The sequence below is a fragment of the Dissulfurimicrobium hydrothermale genome (genome assembly GCF_022026155.1).
In the GTDB taxonomy this organism is placed as follows: Bacteria; Desulfobacterota; Dissulfuribacteria; order Dissulfuribacterales; family Sh68; genus Dissulfurimicrobium; species Dissulfurimicrobium hydrothermale.
In genome coordinates this window covers 641,820-660,788 of record NZ_CP085041.1, presented here as the reverse complement: position 1 = coordinate 660,788, position 18,969 = coordinate 641,820, and the positions used below count along the sequence as shown (strand labels likewise).

Below are 18,969 nucleotides of genomic sequence, written 5' to 3'. Positions count from 1 at the left end.
TATGAAAAACCCAGCAAATCAGGCCGAGATGTCCATTGAAACAAGCTTCATAGAGGCCGATCTCTACATGAAACAAGGATTAAAAGACGAGGCCGCGGCCATCTATCGCGACCTTCTCGATCGCATAGGCCCGTCTCACAGGCTTGCAAAGGAGATAGAAAAACGCCTCAATGAACTTGACACCCAAATACCTGTCACGCGGAAAGGTCTGGCGAAGGCGAACAGGGAGAGGCTTGAAAACGCCCTCGGGCTTATAGAGGCTGGATTTTATTCCGAGGCGGTCTCGGAACTAAAGGGTCTTCTCAAGACAGACCTGCCCCCGGGGGAAATACACGCCAAGATAGGCGCATGTTATCTGCTTATGGACATGCCCTTCGATGCCATCGAGCACCTCAGTGAGGCGCTGAAAGACCCCACATTAAAACCTGACGAACGGCTTGAGACCCTTTACCGTCTATCTCTTACGCATGAACGCACAGGCTCAATACCGCTTGCGATCAAAGACCTGGAACAGATAATACGGATCGACCCCGGGTTTAGAAATGCTGGCGAAAGACTCGACGCCCTCAGCCATACAAAACAGAAATATGGCAGGTTCTACTATCTTGTAAGCCGTGGGGCCTTGAGCGAAAAGGATCTGGAACTGGCGAAAGACATAGCAAGGAGGGAGCGATCATCCATCGAAGACGTCATCCTAAAGCAATTCGGGGTGAGCAAGGCCGAAATAGGTCGCTCATTGAGCGAATATTACCGCTGCCCGTTTGTGGAATTCAACGAAAATGAAATCAAGGCAGTCCCATCTTGTATCCAGGGGGTTAAAGAACACTTCTTCAGGACAAACATCTGTGTACCAGTCAAAGACGGACCCTATGCAGTCCTGGTGGCGCTGGACAATCCGCATGACCTTACAAAGATCGACAACATAAGAAGGACGTTGAAGGCGGCAAACTTTGAATTCGCAGTCTCCCTCAAGGAAGATATCGATAAGTTCATAGATTATTTTTACGGAAGGTCCGCATCAGACAAGGCCCAAAAAGATGTCTTCGAGGCCTTGAACATAGATGAGGCGCAGGCGCCGCAAGAACCGGAACTTGATGACGCCGCCAATATCGGTACCGGCGAAGATAATATAGTCATCCAACTCGTCAATCAGACCATCGACGATGCATATCAAAAAAAGGCCTCGGACATCCACATCGAGTCCCTCACAGGGAAACGCGGGGCGTTGATTAGGTTCAGGATAGACGGAGACTGTATGCACTATCAGACGGTACCGTTTAATTATAAACACGCCCTCATATCAAGGATTAAGATCATGGCCGGGCTGGATATAGCCGAAAAGCGCCTCCCGCAAGATGGAAAAATAAAATTCAAGACCAGGGATGGAAATATTATTGAACTAAGGGTTGCTACTATCCCGACCGTCGGCTACAACGAAGACGCTGTCCTCAGGCTCCTACCTGGCTCGAATGCCATGCCGCTCGACCACCTGGGCATACTGGAACACAACCTTTCGGAACTGAAACGCATGATCGAGATGCCGTACGGCCTCATACTAGTGGTCGGACCGACTGGATCCGGCAAGACCACTACCCTGCATGCAGCGCTCGGCTACATCAACAGACCAGAAAAAAAGATATGGACGGCCGAAGACCCTGTAGAGATCGTGCAGGAAGGGCTGAGACAGGTGCAGGTCAAACCATCCATAGGCCTTGACTTTGCCCGGATATTGAGGGCGTTTCTGCGCGCCGACCCGGATGTCATCATGGTCGGCGAGACGAGAGACGAAGAGACCGCAAAGACAGTCATAGAGGCCTCACTCACAGGTCACCTGGTCTTTTCGACGCTCCATACAAACTCCGCCCCCGAGACCGTCACGAGGCTCCTTGGCATGGGCATGGACCCCTTCAATTTCGGAGATGCACTCCTGGGGGTGCTGGCCCAACGTCTTGCAAAACGCCTATGTCCCAGATGCAAGGAGCCTTACCAGCCCGACGAGGCCGAGATCCGAAAACTGCAAGACGAATACGGCGGTCACCCGACAAGACCGCTCAACCTGATCGGAGCCGGGACCATCACGCTCTACAGGGCCAAGGGCTGTGCATTGTGCAATAACACCGGCTATAAGGGCAGACTTGCCATACACGAGCTCCTGGTCGCAGACGACGGCCTCAAGGAACTGATCCAACAAAAAAGACCTGTGCACGAGATACAAGAGCGGGCCGTAAAGAGCGGCATGCTTACGCTCAAACAGGATGGGATACTGAAGGTTATCCAGGGAGACACAGATATCAGGCAGGTAAGGGCTGTTTGCATAAGATAGATGGTTCGATCCGCCCGTTCCCAAGCCTGTAGATCGCCGTATCCGGGGCGAGCCCTTTAAAGATCGAGACCGTCTCAGGGTGACAGGTGAAAAACAGCACCTGATGCGTCTGCGCAATGTCCAGGATAGCCGAGGCTGCAGAGGCGGCCCTTGTAGGGTCGAAATTTACAAGGATATCGTCCATTACGATGGGCAGAATCACCCCGCTTTCTGCGCAATTCAATATGTAGCCGAGCCTTAGAGCGAGAAAGAGCTGCTCGGCTGTCCCGCGGCTCAGTTCCTCAGGCCTCTTTCTTGCGCCGTCGCTGCCGACCGCCTCGATTACACCGCCTTCAAGGGGGATGATCATCTTGTCATACGCGCCGCTGGTGATCGTCTTGAAAAAATTGCTGGCGTCTCTTACCACCTTAGGCTGTCGATCGGTCTCAATCTCCCTCTTCGTCTCCTTTATGAGATAAGCGGCAAGACAAAGGCTGCCCCATTTCATGGAAAGCAGGCGTATTTCCGCTACAAGACCCTCTTCCTCCGCCTTGAGCACAGAAATCTTATCCTCAAAAGCGAGCATGTCGCGCATATCATGCCTGATCTCCCCTATCGCCCGGTTTTCATCGGTCATCCGCTTCTCGATCGCCCTTATCTTGGCGGTCAGGTCTTCATGCTCTGATTCGAGCCTCGCTGGATCTTTTTCCTCGAAGATCCTGGCCAGCACCCCGATATTCTCTCCGGAGGCCGCCTCGATTGCGCCCTCAAGTCTATTTATTTCCTTAACGATATCGATCTTTTTCTGATGCATACCGGCAAGGCGTCTGAATCCTTCTATGTCCGCTGCGCCGCCGGCCCTTATTAGCCTATCTAAATCCATGGTGAGCATGCCGAGCTCGCCTTCCAGCTCCAAAAACTCCCGACAGACCCTCTCAAGCTGTTTCTCTTTTTCCCTGCGCTTTATACAATTGTCGCTGCTCAGCCTCAATTCTTCACAAAGACCGTCAAGGGCAGCAAGCGCCCGCCCATCTTCCACGTCTCCCTCAAGCCGCCTGCCGAGCGTCTCAAAGAGGGCGTCGATCTCTGAGCTATATATTTTTATCTCCTCATTCCTCTGCCTTATAGCCTCATCAAGCCTGCCAAGGCGCCTTTCGGCCTCACTAAGGGCGTCATGCCGTGAGGCAACCCTTTCCGCCCATTCTATGACCCCATCCAGGTCCTCCTGCACAACCTCACCGGCAAGACCGATCTCGGCCTTTAAACGCTCCGCCTCCTCATCAAGTCTTGCCTTGCGCTCCTTCAATGAATCCCGCTCGCCGGCCTTATGCGCCACCTCATCTTCAAGCCCGGCCAGACGCGCCGCCATCTCCTTGATGGACCTGTCTTTATCGAACCCACCTCTTGCCGCCAAACAGCCGCATACCGTAAAAAAAACCGCTACCACAGCCCAAAGACAACCTTCGCCGTAACGGGCCGCCCTGATGGACAAGATGGACCAAAACAGGGAAAATGCCGCTAAAAGCCCTGCTACACCTGAAAGGGCAGACCTGATCGCCCTCTTGCGGCTGTCAATCCCCCTTTTAAGGCCATCTATCGACGTCTCCTTGTCTTTAAGCACCTCGTCCAAAAGATCAAGCCTGCCCTCGACATCCCTTCGCTCTGCAATGCATCTGGAGAGGAGGTCGGCCATCTTTTTCCGTGAGGCGACGGCGCCTATATCAACCCATCCCTCCGCGGCCATGGCCCTCCTCATCTCTTCGATCTTCGCCGCCTCATCAGCCCTCTGATGACGCATCCTGTCGAGCTCGCCTTTTGTATGGCGATAGAGGTCTCTCTTGCGGAGGATGCGGTCTATATCGTCTTTGCGTGAAACAACCGCCTCATCCACCTGCAAGCCTTCTATCTCGACACACAGGGCGGAATATTCCTTCAGACGCCCCTCGGCCCTTTCGATCCTCTCCTTACGGCGCTCAAGCAGCCTATCGAGTGCCGCGACCCCGTCTTCTGGAAAATCACCTGGCACCTCCCGAGACATAGACTCAAGCTCCAGCCTCAATTCCTTGAGCCGCACCCAATCGGGCCAAAGCCTTATATAGGCCTCTATCTTTGAATCTAGGCCCTTCAGCTCAATCAACTTGTCATTGAGGTCGGAGAGGGCTGCCTCCTTTGCCTTGAGCGCCTTTTCTCTATCCCCGAAATGCATTGAAACAGCTGCCAGGTCGTGCAGCTCGGCCCTTATATCTTCAAGCCTCTTCAGCCTGCGGTTTATTTCCTGGTCCCTCCCTTTTGGCTTAAACAGGGCGCCCATCCGCCTCTCCAGCTCCGCCTGAATCTTGGGCAGCATGGACATACCAAGCCCCGCACTTGCCCCGTAGATGACCGCCCTCACCGAGTCGTCATCAAGACCTTCAAAGCGCTGGAGTTCGCTTAGACTGAAGGCGTAGACATTTTTAAAAAGCTCCGGCGTCACCATGCCCAGGAACTTATCCGGATCTATCTTTTGACAGGACGACCTCTCAAAGGCGGAGACGCCGTCCTTGCCCGGCCGCCTCTCAAGAACGATCTCTCCAAATGAATCGTGGATCAAAAACACCCTGCCGCCGTGCCCGCCACCCATCAACGGCGGATAAAACCTTTCCTTGTTTGAACCCTTGCGCGGGAAACCGAATAGAACGGCCCGCAAAAACGCAAGGAGCGTGGTCTTGCCCGCCTCGTTCTCGCCGTGGAAGAGCACAAGGCCACCTGGCATGTCCTTCACATGCACGTTATGAAATATGCCGAATCCATCTATATGGAAACCCGCGATCCTCATCTGTCACCGCCTTCCAACATATCAAGACAGAGGAATTCAGCCTCCTTGAGCATCCCTTCCAGTTCATCGGGCGTAAGCCCGCCTACCACCTTTTTCACACGGCGGTCAGAAAAGAGTCTGGCAAGGACCTCTTCAAAAAGGACCGCCCTGGCCCCTCCCAAGCCGCGCAGCTCATCCGCCTTTCTAAGCAAAAACCCCAGGAAATCATCCGTCTTCCGCATGCGCTCCAGATCTATTGCGGGCATACAGTCGATGGACAACCCTTCAACTAAAACAAATGGATCTTGTTTAATAAATCTATCCCTTATGCGCTGTATGAGTTCATCCGCACCCCACTCCCTCCTCAGTTCGCCGCATATAGAACTGCGCCCTGTAAGGGCGAGACGGCAGATGACCGGCCTTCCATCCGCCCCTTTCAAAAGGCCTTCGACAGCGGAAAAGATAGCGTCCTCAAGCCGACCCATGGATTCGAACTTACCGACATCCAGAGCCAGCGAGGTCCACCGAGCCGCATCGAGCGGCCTGAAATCGAGCCGTACCCTGCCAAGACCGTCAACCGTGACGAAAAAACACCCGCGCGCTCCCTGTTCCCTTATGCTCCTGCCTTGGATATTTCCGGGATAGACTACATAAGGGTCTTCGTGCAAGATCTTCCTTTCGTGCACATGCCCCAAGGCCCAATAGTCAATCTCTGCCCTTATGAGATCCGATATCTCACATGGGGCATATGGTTCATATCCCTCTTCTCGCCCGACATTGGAATGCAACAATCCGATCTTGAAAAGACCCTTCGTACCGCCTCTGAATTCCTTTGCAAGGTTACGCCGCTCAGCCGATTCGCGGTAGCTTATACCTGATACAGAAACGGCCGGGCCGCCCGATATCTCGACAATCACCTCTTCCACGGCCTCCGCGCCGAAAAAATGCACATTCTCAGGCCAATCAACAGGACACAGTCGGCCTGACAATGGATCGTGATTGCCGAAAACCGCAAACACCCTGATCCCGTGCGCCCTGAGCCTTCCAAGCCCTTCCCTGAAAACGAGCTGGGCCTTTAGCCCCCTGCCCGCCGTGTCGAATATATCACCGGCAAGGAGGAGAAAATCGGCCTTGCTTTCTATACAGAGGCTTACAAGTTTATCAAACGCCAGAAAGGCAGCATGGTGCAGGAATTCGGCTACATTCGGCTCCCTGGCGCTCAAACCCTTGAACGGACTGCCCAGATGCAGGTCGGCGGCATGGACAAATTTAAATGGTTTCATATCAATTTATATTTATGAGACATCCTCTCTATCTCTCTTGTCATCTCAATCCTCAACGCCTCAGGCTCGAGCACCTGCGCCCGGCTTCCAAACTGAAGCGTCTTCATTATGATCTCGGTGAAATCCGTGACCCTCAGCGTGAGCACAAGCCCATCCTGCGTATCCTCCAGCTGTTGGTCAGGGTGCCAGACCTGTTCCCTGACTATTGCCGCCGCATCCCCGCCAAATAAAATCTTTACGGTTTTCACATCGTTACCCTTGAATATCCCAAAGGATTTATTGAGCAGCGAATCGAGATTTTCATTTATTATCTCGCACACACGGCATCTCTCTCCTGTTAATTCGATCGCACTCATGCGGGGTATATGAAATATCCGCATTGCGTTTCTCAGATGACAAAAGGCCACCAGATACCACCGCCACTGGTAGTTCAAAAGTCTCAACGGGTCAACCATGCGTCGGCTTTTCTCGCCGTTAGGCTTGTGGTAATCAAAGCAAATGGCTACGCCTTGTTGTATGGCATCAAGTATCAGCTTGATCCTTTCACTGGCCACAGGCTCAGCCTCTATCTTCTCGAAACGAATCGCATTCACCAGGCGTTTGCTCTCAGGTGACAGGATCGCAGAAAGCCTTTCCTGCAATGCCGTAACCTCAGGCAGGGCCGATAACCCCGCCTCCTCCGCCATCTTGTGCAGCACTCCAAGCATAGCTATGATCTCAGGGACGTTTTCAAAGGGCAGACGAAAGCCTGATGAGGCATAGAAATAGCCGTTTCTGGCCCTGTCAAACTCTATGGGGGCAAGGAGAAACTCCCTCAGATATTCGATGTCGCGTCTTGCCGAGGATTCGCTGACACCGAACTCATCCCTGATCGTCCTGGTGTTAGGATATCTTTTCTTAAGAACCTCTCTATGAAAAAAATAGATACGCTCCATCTGACTCATAAAAAACACCTTCAAAAAAATATTTTCATTGCCCGCTCACTATATGAAAGGGTGTATATGTTAAAATAACATATAATCACTATAAAAAATAACTTATGCGCTATGCAATCCATCTGCAATATATAAAATGAACTTTAAAGGCAACATCTCCTTGGGCATAACACTATCCAACACATTCTGCAGCCATTAAAGTTCAACAATAGACAACTGTATTTCAAAGCCCATGGATTGCCGAATCAGGAGGGAAGAGGTAAGGATATGGGTGGCAAAAAAGCTTTTGCCCACCGCCGCGAGGACGAAGACCGCGAAGAGTGGCAGCCGCTCATCGAGCATTTGCAGAACACCGCAAAACTAGCGTGTAAATTTGGCGCGGACGCCAATGTAGCAGAACTGGCATACATTGCGGGATTGATTCACGACCTGGGCAAATACTCCGCCGAGTTTCAAAAGCGGCTAGAGGGTGGTCCACGCGTAAATCACTCTACGGCAGGAGCAAAGGAACTCAGGGCGCTGCTAACGGGCAAACCGCAGGAGATCTTTGCCCAATTGCTGGCGTATCCCATCATGGGGCATCACGCGGGCTTGCCCGATTACGGCAGCGAAACCGACCTGGAAGGCAGGACTCTCTGCGGGCGGCTGAAAAATAACATTCCCAATTACAGCGAATACAAGAGCGAGTTGGATTTGTCGAAGTTGTCATTTCCGCTGCGTTTGCCAATCCGCCCGTTGCGCCTGCCCATCCTGCCCGAAAAACCACCCAAAGACTATTTGGGCTTTTCGCTCTCCTTTCTGACGCGCATGATTTACTCCGCTCTGGTGGACGCCGATTTTCAGGAAACCGAAACCTACATGAAAGGCGCCAAGCCGCGCGGCGGATACGACGACATCCTGACCCTGCACGATAAACTGGACGCGCACCTGAAGCAGTTCGAGAACCCGACCAGCGATATCAACCGCAAGCGCAACGAAATCCTGCATGCCTGCATCGAGAAGGGCAAAAGCGAAAAGCCTGGCTTCTTCTCGCTCACAGTGCCAACAGGCGGAGGCAAGACGCTGGCTTCGATGGCGTTTGCCCTGCATCACGCCGCCGAACACGGCTTGAAGCGCGTCATCTACGTCATCCCATTCACCACCATCATCGAGCAGAACGCTAGCGTCTTCAAAGGCTTTTTGGGCGAAGAGAACGTACTGGAACATCACTCCAACTTCGATTGGGAGGGCAAGCAGGGCGCGGATGCGGACAACCGTACCAACAGCGTCTATGCCAAGCTCAAACTGGCGGCGGAAAACTGGGACATTCCCATCGTGGTTACGACCAATGTGCAGTTTTTCGAGTTGCTGTTTGCCAACAGGTCATCGCGCTGCCGCAAACTGCACAACCTAGCCAAGAGCGTGATCATCTTCGACGAAGCCCAAATGTTGCCGCGCGAGTATATGCGCCCGGCGATGGCGGCGGTGTGGGAACTGGTGGTCAACTATGGCGCGAGCACGGTCTTTTGCACCGCCACCCAGCCGGGGCTGGAGCGCTTTTTACCTGAAAAGACCGAAGTCAAAGAACTCGCGCCCAATCCGCAGGAATTGTTTGACTTCTACAAGCGCGTGGAAGTGAAACATTTGGGGACGCTAACCGATGAAGACCTGCTCGCCCGCCTGAACGCGCACGAGCAAGCCCTGTGTATCGTCAACACTCGCCGCCACGCCAGCGGACTTTTCGGCGGCTTGCAGGGCGAGGGGAATTTTCACCTTTCGACGTTGATGTGTCCCGCCCATCGCCGCGCCAAACTGGCAGAAATCAAGGAAAGGCTATTGAGAGAACAGCCTTGCCGCGTGGTTTCGACTACGGTCATGGAAGCAGGTATTGACCTGGACTTTCCTGTCGGCTACCGCGCCCTGAGCGGGCTGGATTCCATCAATCAGGCGGCGGGACGCGTCAATCGCGAGATGAAGCGCGGCGTGAGTGAGATGTTCGTCTTCGAGCCGAGATCAGAGTACATCAAGCGCACATCATCTTTCCTCAAGCAAACAGCTGAAGTCGCCCGCATGGTATTGCGCGACCACGCCGAAGCGCCGATTTCCATCCCCGCGATTCAAGCGTTCTTCGGACAACTGTATAACCTGCAAGACCCGCAGGCGTTCGATGTAAAGCGTATTATGGACTGCTTCGATGATGCCGAGGGCAGGTTTAAGTTTGAGACGGCGGCGCGCGCCTTCCAAATCATCGAAGACCCGACCGTGACGGTGATTATCCCTTACAACGAGGAGGCAGAACGTCTCATCGAGGAGTTGAAATACACCGAGTATCCCTTCTCCACCCTGCGGAAACTTCAGCCCTACACCGTTTCGATTTACGAGGGCGAGTTCGACAAACTCAGTTCAAAAGGAGTGATTTTGACCATTGACGACACTTATCATGTTCTCAATCCAGACTGCATGAAAGCGTACTATGACCTTGATAGAGGTCTGCTCGTCCCCGAAAACGGCGGCGGGGATGGGTTGTTGTTCTAATTTATCTATGTCATTGCGAGCCGCCGCAGGCGGCGAAGCAATCCCCTGTTCCGAGGAGATTGCTTCGACCTGCTCCGCAGGTCTCGCAATGACACAATAACACGAAAGGAGGCTCGACACATGGGATACGGTATCACCATCCGAGTTCAGGGGCGCTACGCCCTGTTCACCCGTCCCGAAATGAAGGTAGAGCGCGTCAGTCACGACGTCATCACCCCGTCGGCGGCGCGCGGCATCATCGAGGCGGTTTATTGGAAGCCCGCCATCCGCTGGGTGATAGACAAAATCCACGTCCTGCGCGAAATCGAGTTCACCAACATCCGCCGCAACGAGGTGAGCGATAAAGTATCAGTGGATAACGCCTTGCAGGTGATGAAGGGCGCGAATAAGCCGCTCTACATCGCTACCACCGAGTCCCGCCAGCAGCGCGCCGCCATGGTCTTGAAGGATGTGGATTACGTCATTGAAGCGCACTTCGAGAAGGTGGAAAAGGAATGGGGGGAGCGCGACACCGAGGAAGGGCATTACAACATTGTCCTGCGCCGCCTGCGGAACGGGCAGCACTTCCATCAACCCTGCCTGGGGACGCGCGAGTTCCCCGCCAAAGTGACGCTCATCGAGGACAAAGGCGCAATCCCCAAAAGCCCGCTGACGGGTAAGCGCGACCTGGGCTACATGCTCTACGACCTGGATTTCTCCAACCCGCGCGATATTCAGCCGATGTTCTTCCGCGCCATCATGGAGGACGGGATGATTGTCGTGCCGAAACCTGAGGAGGTGCGGCGATGATTTTGCAGGCGCTTTACAACTACTACCAGATTTTGCGCGAAGACCCCGACGTGGAGATTGCCGAGCCTGGGTACAGCGCGGCAAACGTCAGTTTCGCGCTCAATCTTTCGCCTGAAGGCGAGTTGCTGGACGTCATCCCGTTTACTTCCAAATCACCTGATGGCAAAAAGGAACGCAACTTCCGCCGCATGATTGTTCCAGAACAAGCCAAGAAAGCATCGGGTATCGTTTCAAATTTTCTGTGCGACACTGCGGCTTACGTTTTAGGACTGTCGGGCAAAGAAGCCAAAGACCCGAAATATGCAGAAAAGCGCTTCGACGCCTTTCGTCAGTACAACACCGAAATACTTTCCAAAGCCGACAGCCCAGCTGCTCGCGCTGTCATCGCTTTCTTGAAAAAATACAACCCGCAAAAGGCAAAAGAGCATCCTGTCATTGCGCGACATCTGGAAGACTTGCTGGAAGGCGGCAGCCTGATTTTTCAAGTGCAAGGGCGAAATGTGACAGATGACCCAAAAGTCAAGCGCGCATGGGAAGAGTACAAACTTGGTCAGGAAGCCGTCGAAATGCAATGCCTGGTCACAGGCGAAATTGAACCGATTGCCAGACTTCATCCAAGTATCAAGCGGGTGCGCGGCGCTCAACCAACTGGCGCATCGCTGGTCAGTTTCAATGAGCGGGCGTATGAGTCTTACAACCGCATGAAGGGACAAGGGTTAAACTCCCCCGTTAGTCAGCGCGTGGCTTCAGGGTATGGCGTGGCGCTCAACTATATGCTTTCTGAACAAAGCCCCAACCGCCCAATTTTTCTTGGCGACACGACTGTAGTCTATTGGGCAGATACCGCAGACAAACGCTACGCCAGCGCGTTCTATATCTTCCTAAACCCAGAGTTCCAACAGGAAGAAGAGGATGGTGAAGAAACCAAAGGCAAGAGGAAACGCGCCAAAGAAAAGGAAAAACAAATGGGCGAAGTGGCTGAATCGGTACGGCAGGGAAAAGCAATTGACCTTGCCAAACTACAGGAAGGTTTAGATGACAGCACGCGCTTCTATGTGCTTGGTCTGGCTTCCAATGTCTCGCGTCTCGCTGTGCGCTTCTTTCTCACCGAACCCTTTGGCGTGTTCGCCAAGCGCATCATGCAGCACTACGACGACCTGCAAATCGAGAAGGAATACGCCAATCAGCCCACCTACATCTCGCCCTACCGCATCCTTGTCGAATGTGTTTCGCCCAAAGTAACGCGGCGGGATGACGAAGTAAAACAATCCTGGTCGCTGTTGGGCGGGGCGTTCATGCGCGCCATTCTGACGGGCGCGCCCTACCCAGAAGGGCTGTACGCTGCCATGCTCAATCGCATCCGCCACGATTGCGATGATGAAAAGCGCAGCGTCAAAATCAATTACATCCGCGCCGCCTATATTAAGGCGCATCTCATACGTAAGTACCGCCGTCAAGGACAAAATCCCTATCAGGAGGCTTTACAAATGTCACTCAATGAATCCTATTCTCATCCCGCCTATGTGCTGGGACGCCTGTTCGCCGTGCTGGAAAAGGCGCAGAGCAAAGCCATCGGGCAGAACATCAATGCTACCATCAAGGACCGTTACTTCACATCCGCCTGCGCTTCGCCCGCCAGCGTGTTTCCCACCCTGTTGCGGCTCGCGCACCACTGGACGACCAAAGCCGAATACGGCGGCGTCTCGGACAGGAAAATTCAGGACTTGCTGGATATGCTCGATGCCAAACCTTTCCCGTCCCGCCTCTCGCTGGACGAACAGGGCGTGTTTGTGCTGGGCTACTATCACCAGCGCGCCGCGTTCTACCCCAAGAAGGGCAATGGCGAAGAAACAGCCGAATAATCTCATCGCGAGGAGCGAAGCGGCGAAGCAACCCTATCGAAATGGAGATTGCTTCGAGCGGAAGAGCACCGCTCTCGCAATGATATGCCAGTAAAAGGAGACTGCTTCGCTTGGTCTCGATACGCCCCAACGAACACGGGGCTACTCGACCAGCGTTCGCACTGACACACAATTGCAAATTTACAAGCTTAATTCACAAAGGAGATAAAACCATGACTACTCTTTCGAACCGCTATGAATTCGTTCTGCTCTACGATGTGGAGAACGGCAACCCCAACGGCGACCCCGACGCGGGCAACATGCCGCGCATTGACCCCGAAACCGGCTACGGCATCGTCACCGATGTCTGCCTGAAGCGCAAAATCCGTAACTACGTGGAGATGGTCAAGGGCGACGCGGCGGGCTACCGCATTTACGTCAAAGAAGGCATTCCGTTGAATGCCAATCATGTAGAAGCCTACAAAGCGGTCAAACTGTCCACCGATGATAAAAACTTCAAAGCCAAGCCCGATGAGGTGCAGCGCGCCCGCGCCTGGATGTGCAAAAACTTCTTTGATGTCCGCACGTTCGGCGCGGTGATGAGCACGGGACTGAACTGCGGTCAGGTGCGCGGACCTGTGCAGATCAACTTCTCACGCAGCATTGACCCCATCGTACAGCAGGAAGTGACCATCACTCGCCTCGCCGTCACTCGCGAGGAAGAGGCTGACAAAGAACGCACGATAGGTCGCAAGCACATCGTCCCCTACGGCTTGTACCGTGCTGAGGGTTACGTCTCTGCCAAACTTGCCAATGATCCAACCAAAGGCACGGATTTTTCAGAAGAAGACCTGAACCTGCTCTGGGAAGCGCTCATCAACATGTTCGAACATGACCGCTCGGCGGCGCGCGGCAAGATGGCAACCCGCAAACTGTTCGTTTTCAAACACAAAAGCGAGCTGGGCAACGCCCCTGCGCATAAGTTGTTCGAGTTGATCAAGGTCCAGCGCAAACCCGAAGCCAATCCCCCGCGCAGTTTTAATGATTACGAAGTGATGGTGGACAAGGCGGGCCTGCCGGAGGGTGTGGAGTTGACTGAGAAACTATAGGAAGCAAATGTCATTGCGAACCACGGAGCGGGGAAGCAATCTCCTGCTACGTGAGGATTGCTTCCCCGCCGCAAAGCGGCTCCCGCAATGACATGCTTGTAATGAGGAGATTGCTTCGACCTGCTCCGCAGGTCTCGCAATGACATAGGAATACCATGAAACTTGAATACACTCCCGATGACCTTCTGCCCCTCTCAGGTATCCAGCACTTCCTGTTCTGCCGCAGGCAGTGGGCGCTGATTTATGTCGAAATGCAGTGGAAAGAAAACGTGCTCACTGCCGAGGGGCGCATTCTGCACCAGCGCGTGGATGACCCGTTCTTCACCGAAACAAGAAATGGAGTCATTATCGCGCGCTCCGTGCCTGTCGCTTCCTATCGGCTGGGGCTTTCTGGCGTGTGCGATGTAGTGGAGTTTACGCCCTCACCCCCAGCCCCACTTTCACAGGGAGAGGAGGACGTGAAACTGCCCAACCGCGCAGGACTCTACCTTCCCACGCCCGTGGAATACAAACGCGGCAAGCCCAAACGCGAACCTATGGATGAAGCCCAACTATGCGCACAGGCGATGTGCCTGGAAGAAATGCTCTCAACACACATCCCGCTCGGCTATCTATACTATGGCCAGACCCACCACCGCGAAAAAGTCGAGTTCACGTCCGAGTTGCGGGCGCTGGTGATGGAAATGTCTGCTGAGATGCACCAGTACTTTCAACGTGGCCACACTCTGCGCGTCAAACCGTCCAAGGCCTGCCGTTCCTGTTCGCTGGAGGAGGTGTGTCTGCCCGTGTTGCAGAAAAAGGTCATCATGGCATCGAAGTACATTCGGCAGCAGGTTGAAAGTGCCTGATGTCATTGCGAGCGACCGAAGGGAACGAAGCAATCTCCAATTACAGGAGACTGCTTCGTTCCTCACAGTGACACGTCGCACCAAGAGATTGCTTCACCCCTTTGGGGCTCGCAACGACATGATGAGAACAGGAGATTGCTTCGACCTGCTCCGCAGGTCTCGCAATGACATGATAGAGATACTATGAAACACCTCGCCAACGTCCTCTACATCACCACCCCCGAAACCTACCTCTCGCTGGATGGCGAAAACGTCGTCATCCAAAAAGACGAACACACCTCCACGCGCCTGCCGCTGCACAACATCGAAAACATCGTATGCTTCAACTGGCAGGGAGCCAGCCCCGCGCTGATGGGCGCGTGCGTCGAACAAAACATCGGACTGACGTTTCTCGCTCCCAGCGGGCGCTTTCTGGCACGGGTCACAGGTCAAGTGAAGGGAAATGTACTGCTGCGGCGGAAACAGTTTCAGGTCGCAGAAAATGAAGCGCAGAGCGTCCCCATAGCGGCGTCGTTCCTGCTGGGCAAGTTGTCCAATTGCCGTAAAGTCATCGAACGCGCCCTGCGCGATCACGCCATGCTCGTAAACGTCGAAGCCCTTTCGAGCGCGTCGGCTTTTTTGAAGGAAACGCTCAAAGTAATCCCTTCCTGCCAGTCCACCGCCGACCTGATGGCATTTGAGGGCAGCGCCGCCAAGGCCTATTTCAACGTCTTTGACCACCTGATTTTGCAGCAAAAGAATGAGTTTTACTTCAAGGAACGCAACCGCCGTCCGCCGTTGGACAACATGAATGCCCTGCTCTCGTTTCTATATGCCCTGCTCACGAACGAATGCGTCTCAGCGCTGGAGACCGTAGGTCTGGACCCGTTTGTAGGCTTTCTCCACACCAATCGGCCCGGCCGCCCCTCGCTGGCGCTGGACCTGATGGAGGAACTCCGCCCGGTCTTTGCCGACCGGCTGGCGCTCTCGCTGGTCAACCGGCATCAGGTAACAGAAAAAGGATTCACTCCAAAAGAGAGCGGAGGGATTTTGATGGACGACGAGACTCGCAAGACGGTCATCACCGCCTGGCAGGAGAGGAAAAAGGAGGAGATCATACATCCTTTTCTCAAGGAGAAGATCCCCTTTGGTCTGATTCCGCACATTCAGGCGCTCCTGCTCGCCCGTCATCTTCGGGGGGATTTGGACGCCTACCCGCCGTTTTTTTGGGGGTGAGCATGTCATTATAAGGCTGTTAATTTTATTTATATGCTTGCAACGACATGTCGAACAAATGTCGTTGCAAGAAAGAGCAAAGCGACGACAAAACAATCTCCCAAAAACTGAAGATTGCTTCGCCCTGCTCCGCAGGTCTCGCAATGACATGATGACAGCAGGAGATTGCTTCAAGCGAAAAACCACCGTTCTTGCATGACACCTTCAGAAAATTATGCGATAATTGAACCTGTGGAGGTCATATGAAAGAAATAAAAATCACCCTTAAAACCCTCACCCCGCTCTGGACCGGCGGCGTGGACCAAACCAGCGACCGCCTGCACGAAACTGGCCTGATCGGCTCGCTACGCTGGTGGTACGAAGCCCTGGTGCGCGTTCAGGGCGGAGATGGCTCGCTGGCAGGCCCGCTCGAACCGATGGTCGGGCGCGAGTGGCGCGCTGATAACAAAGAAAAATACAATAACAACCGCATCCACATCGGCCAGCACCTGGCCTACAACGGCATGTTCTATGCCCCGGGCAGCGTGGTTCGCCGCAAGGCAGAGTTTATCCTTAGCGAAGGCGGCTACTGGCAAATGATCCCATAAAAGGCGGCGCAGCTATGATGGTGCTCATAACCTATGATGTCAATACTGAAACGGAGGCCGGTAAAAAACGCCTGCGCAAGGTGGCTAAAGCCTGCCAGGATTATGGTCAGCGCGTGCAAAACTCGGTCTTTGAATGCATCATTGACCCGGCACGGCTGAAATTACTGCAGGCCGGGCTGGAAAAATTGATTGACAAGGAGAAAGACAGCCTGCGCTACTACTACCTGGGTAATGAGTGGCGCAGGCGAGTGGAACATGTGGGAGCAAAACCGTCTCTAGACCTGGAAGGGACGCTGATTACTTGAACCGCGAACCCCAAGCGAACATAAAATCTCTAATGGGTTCGCAGGAAAATTGCTCTTTGACAATCAAATAATTCGACACAAATCGCAATTTATGGTAAATTTAAAAAACTATTACATCTAATAATAGTAGTGCAATATCTGTAAACAACCAGATGTTGCGGTCGCTCCCCGTCCGGGGAGCGTGGATTGAAACGCCTCTGACCCCACAGACCCGGACTACCGCGCCGGTCGCTCCCCGTCCGGGGAGCGTGGATTGAAACCGCTCGAAGAGCCTGGCCTGGTATGCAGTCATCTGTCGCTCCCCGTCCGGGGAGCGTGGATTGAAACTTGAACATGTCGGCGATACTGGCAAACGATATCCGGTCGCTCCCCGTCCGGGGAGCGTGGATTGAAACGACTCTTCTTCCCTGGCGTATGCTGTATTGGAAATGTCGCTCCCCGTCCGGGGAGCGTGGATTGAAACCCCTGCAATCTCCTCAACCGGTCGGTCTTTATATTGTCGCTCCCCGTCCGGGGAGCGTGGATTGAAACGAACGAATTGAAACAAGAATATTCGCTGGTCCAAAGATAACTGCACCCTTCGCTCCTGCTTCAATAACATAGACTGAAACTACACAAGTTATCCGTATAGATATTTAATGATAAAAACAGCTATCTTGCTACCCTAACCCTGGTATCGTCCGGATTTGACCGATTGTATTTGCCTTGATGAAATGATAAAAGTACTAGACGATGGTGAACAGCTAGACCACCAATCGAACTATATAACTGTATACAATATCCGACGTCGCCTACGAGAAAGGACACAGTGATAGCATGAAAACCCAAACAGACATTGATTCTATCTTTCCGACCCAGGCGGACATCCCGGAACGCCACCGCTTGGACGTCCCCATCGAACAACGAACCTATCTAATATACGGCGAGATGAGACGGTGGAACGGCCCTGTGGAAGACGTCTATTCCCCTGTCTGTATAAAAAATGGATGGAACATGCAACAGGTACGCTTAGGAAGCTATCCCCTTATGGAAGAATCTGATGCGCTCCAGGCCCTTGACGCGGCACTTAGGGCCTATGAAAACGGCAGGGGGCATTGGCCGACCATGACTGTTGCGGAACGTATCTCCCATGTACAAACCTTTGCCAGCCGGATTAAAAAACGCCGTGATGAGGTGACACGTCTCCTTATGTGGGAAACAGGAAAGTCACTGGCCGGATCCGAACAGGAATTCGACCGCACCATTGAATACATCACCAATACTATAGATGCATTGAAAGATTTGGACAGGGTCTCATCGCGCTTTGTCATAGAACAGGGCATAATCGCCCAGATAAGAAGGGCGCCGCTGGGCGTCGTCCTTTGTATGGGCCCTTACAACTACCCCCTGAACGAGACATTCGCAACATTGATCCCCGCCTTAATCATGGGCAATACCGTTATCTTAAAGCCGCCACGTTACGGGGTCCTGCTGTTTTCGCCTCTTCTGGAGGACTTCAGGGAGTCTTTCCCGCCTGGTGTCATAAACACCATCTACGGCAAAGGCCGATCCATTGCCCCTCCGCTTCTCCACACAGGGAAGATAGACGCCCTGGCCTTCATCGGTACAAGCAAGGCTGCGAACGCCCTCTACAAAGAACATCCTAAGCCACACAGACTCAGGCTGGCCCTGGGTCTGGAGGCCAAAAATCCGGCAATAGTGTTGCCTGATGCAGATATGGATCTTGCGGTGAGGGAGTGTATCTCTGGTAGCCTTTCCTTCAACGGCCAACGTTGTACGGCACTGAAGATCATCTTCGTGCAAAAAGACATAGTCGACGAGTTTCTGGGACGGTTCCTTAACGTCTTAGGCGGCATGAAAAGGGGCATGCCATGGGAAGACGATGTGTTCATAACCCCACTTCCTGAAAAAGGAAAAATCGAGTACCTCACAGAGTTGATAGACGACGCTGAGGCATTTGGCGCAAGGGTCCTGAACCATGGCGGCGGAAAGACTGTAAAGACCTTTTTTGAACCGGCTGTGGTCTATCCGGTCACAAAAAAGATGCGTCTCTATACCGAAGAGCAATTCGGCCCGATTGTGCCCGTCGTCCCATTTGACGATATATCAGAACCGATAGGCTATATGGAGGCCTCCAGATACGGCCAGCAGGTGAGTATATTTGGCAGTAACCCAGAAGAACTGGCCGGGCTGATCGATCCGTTGGCAAATCAAGTTTGCCGTGTCAACATAAACAGTCAGTGCCAACGCGGACCAGACACATTCCCATTTGCAGGTCGAAAGGACTCGGCTGTCGGCACACTCTCGGTCTCCGACGCCCTGAGGACCTTTTCCATCCGTACACTTGTGGCCGCAAAGGCGGAGGAACTGAACAAGAACATCATAAGCGAGATAGTCAGAAAACGCCTGTCCGGTTTTCTCTCGACCGATTTCATCTTATAAAAGAA

At 53.4% G+C, this 18,969-nt stretch carries 13 protein-coding genes and 1 CRISPR repeat array; of the genes, 10 read left to right on the top strand and 3 right to left on the bottom strand.

The window, feature by feature from the left end; genetic code table 11:
* The first annotated feature begins 1 nt into the window (after position 1).
* Complete coding sequence (locus LGS26_RS03090) at positions 2–2,323, top strand: ATPase, T2SS/T4P/T4SS family (RefSeq protein ID WP_237889198.1); 2,322 nt, start codon at positions 2–4, stop codon at positions 2,321–2,323.
* On the opposite strand, the gene LGS26_RS03085 is transcribed toward LGS26_RS03090, so the two are convergent.
* The 3 genes from LGS26_RS03085 to LGS26_RS03075 are packed head-to-tail and all read right to left on the bottom strand — an operon-like array spanning position 2,292 to position 7,323.
* Complete coding sequence (locus tag LGS26_RS03085; RefSeq protein WP_237889197.1) at positions 2,292–5,117, bottom strand: ATP-binding protein; 2,826 nt, start codon at positions 5,115–5,117, stop codon at positions 2,292–2,294. The genes LGS26_RS03090 and LGS26_RS03085 overlap by 32 nt on opposite strands.
* Entirely contained in the window at positions 5,114–6,379 is a 1,266-nt protein-coding gene (locus LGS26_RS03080; RefSeq protein ID WP_237889196.1) for a metallophosphoesterase family protein, read from the bottom strand. Before LGS26_RS03080 ends, LGS26_RS03085 begins: the two co-directional genes overlap by 4 nt.
* Positions 6,376–7,323 (bottom strand): helix-turn-helix transcriptional regulator, encoded by a 948-nt coding sequence (locus LGS26_RS03075; protein ID WP_237889195.1) that lies wholly within the window; start codon positions 7,321–7,323, stop codon positions 6,376–6,378. The genes LGS26_RS03080 and LGS26_RS03075 overlap by 4 nt, the downstream gene beginning before the upstream one ends.
* Positions 7,324–7,581: 258 nt before the next feature.
* Between LGS26_RS03075 and cas3 the strand changes: the two genes are divergently transcribed.
* The 9 genes from cas3 (at position 7,582) to LGS26_RS03030 (ending at position 18,964) form a co-directional block, all read left to right on the top strand.
* Positions 7,582–9,828, top strand: a complete 2,247-nt coding sequence (gene cas3 / locus LGS26_RS03070; protein WP_237889194.1) for a CRISPR-associated helicase Cas3' — start codon at positions 7,582–7,584, stop codon at positions 9,826–9,828.
* A 120-nt stretch (positions 9,829–9,948) separates the two neighbouring features.
* The gene (cas5c, locus tag LGS26_RS03065; protein ID WP_237889193.1) at positions 9,949–10,617 is read left to right on the top strand and encodes a type I-C CRISPR-associated protein Cas5c; all 669 of its coding nucleotides are present in this window, start codon (positions 9,949–9,951) and stop codon (positions 10,615–10,617) included.
* Positions 10,614–12,479 (top strand): type I-C CRISPR-associated protein Cas8c/Csd1, encoded by a 1,866-nt coding sequence (cas8c, locus tag LGS26_RS03060; protein WP_237889192.1) that lies wholly within the window; start codon positions 10,614–10,616, stop codon positions 12,477–12,479. The genes cas5c and cas8c overlap by 4 nt, the downstream gene beginning before the upstream one ends.
* A 212-nt stretch (positions 12,480–12,691) precedes the next feature.
* Positions 12,692–13,567: a type I-C CRISPR-associated protein Cas7/Csd2 gene (gene cas7c, locus LGS26_RS03055; protein WP_237889191.1), complete on the top strand. Its 876-nt coding sequence runs from the start codon at positions 12,692–12,694 to the stop codon at positions 13,565–13,567.
* Between the two features lie 155 nt (positions 13,568–13,722).
* Positions 13,723–14,415, top strand: coding sequence for a CRISPR-associated protein Cas4 (gene cas4, locus LGS26_RS03050; protein WP_237889190.1), 693 nt, complete (start codon positions 13,723–13,725; stop codon positions 14,413–14,415).
* 183 nt (positions 14,416–14,598) lie between these two features.
* The gene (cas1c, locus tag LGS26_RS03045; protein ID WP_237889189.1) at positions 14,599–15,630 is read left to right on the top strand and encodes a type I-C CRISPR-associated endonuclease Cas1c; all 1,032 of its coding nucleotides are present in this window, start codon (positions 14,599–14,601) and stop codon (positions 15,628–15,630) included.
* Positions 15,631–15,872: 242 nt separating this feature from the next.
* Positions 15,873–16,217, top strand: coding sequence for a type III-B CRISPR module RAMP protein Cmr1 (gene cmr1 / locus LGS26_RS09775; RefSeq protein ID WP_237889188.1), 345 nt, complete (start codon positions 15,873–15,875; stop codon positions 16,215–16,217).
* 14 nt (positions 16,218–16,231) lie between these two features.
* A complete protein-coding gene (gene cas2, locus LGS26_RS03035; protein ID WP_237889187.1) occupies positions 16,232–16,522 on the top strand; it encodes a CRISPR-associated endonuclease Cas2 in 291 nt (96 codons plus the stop codon).
* Between the two features lie 160 nt (positions 16,523–16,682).
* A CRISPR array of direct repeats spans positions 16,683–17,053; the repeat unit is 33 nt; unit sequence GTCGCTCCCCGTCCGGGGAGCGTGGATTGAAAC.
* A gap of 285 nt (positions 17,054–17,338) precedes the next feature.
* Positions 17,339–18,964 (top strand): NADP-dependent glyceraldehyde-3-phosphate dehydrogenase, encoded by a 1,626-nt coding sequence (locus tag LGS26_RS03030; RefSeq protein WP_237889186.1) that lies wholly within the window; start codon positions 17,339–17,341, stop codon positions 18,962–18,964.
* Positions 18,965–18,969 lie beyond the last annotated feature (5 nt).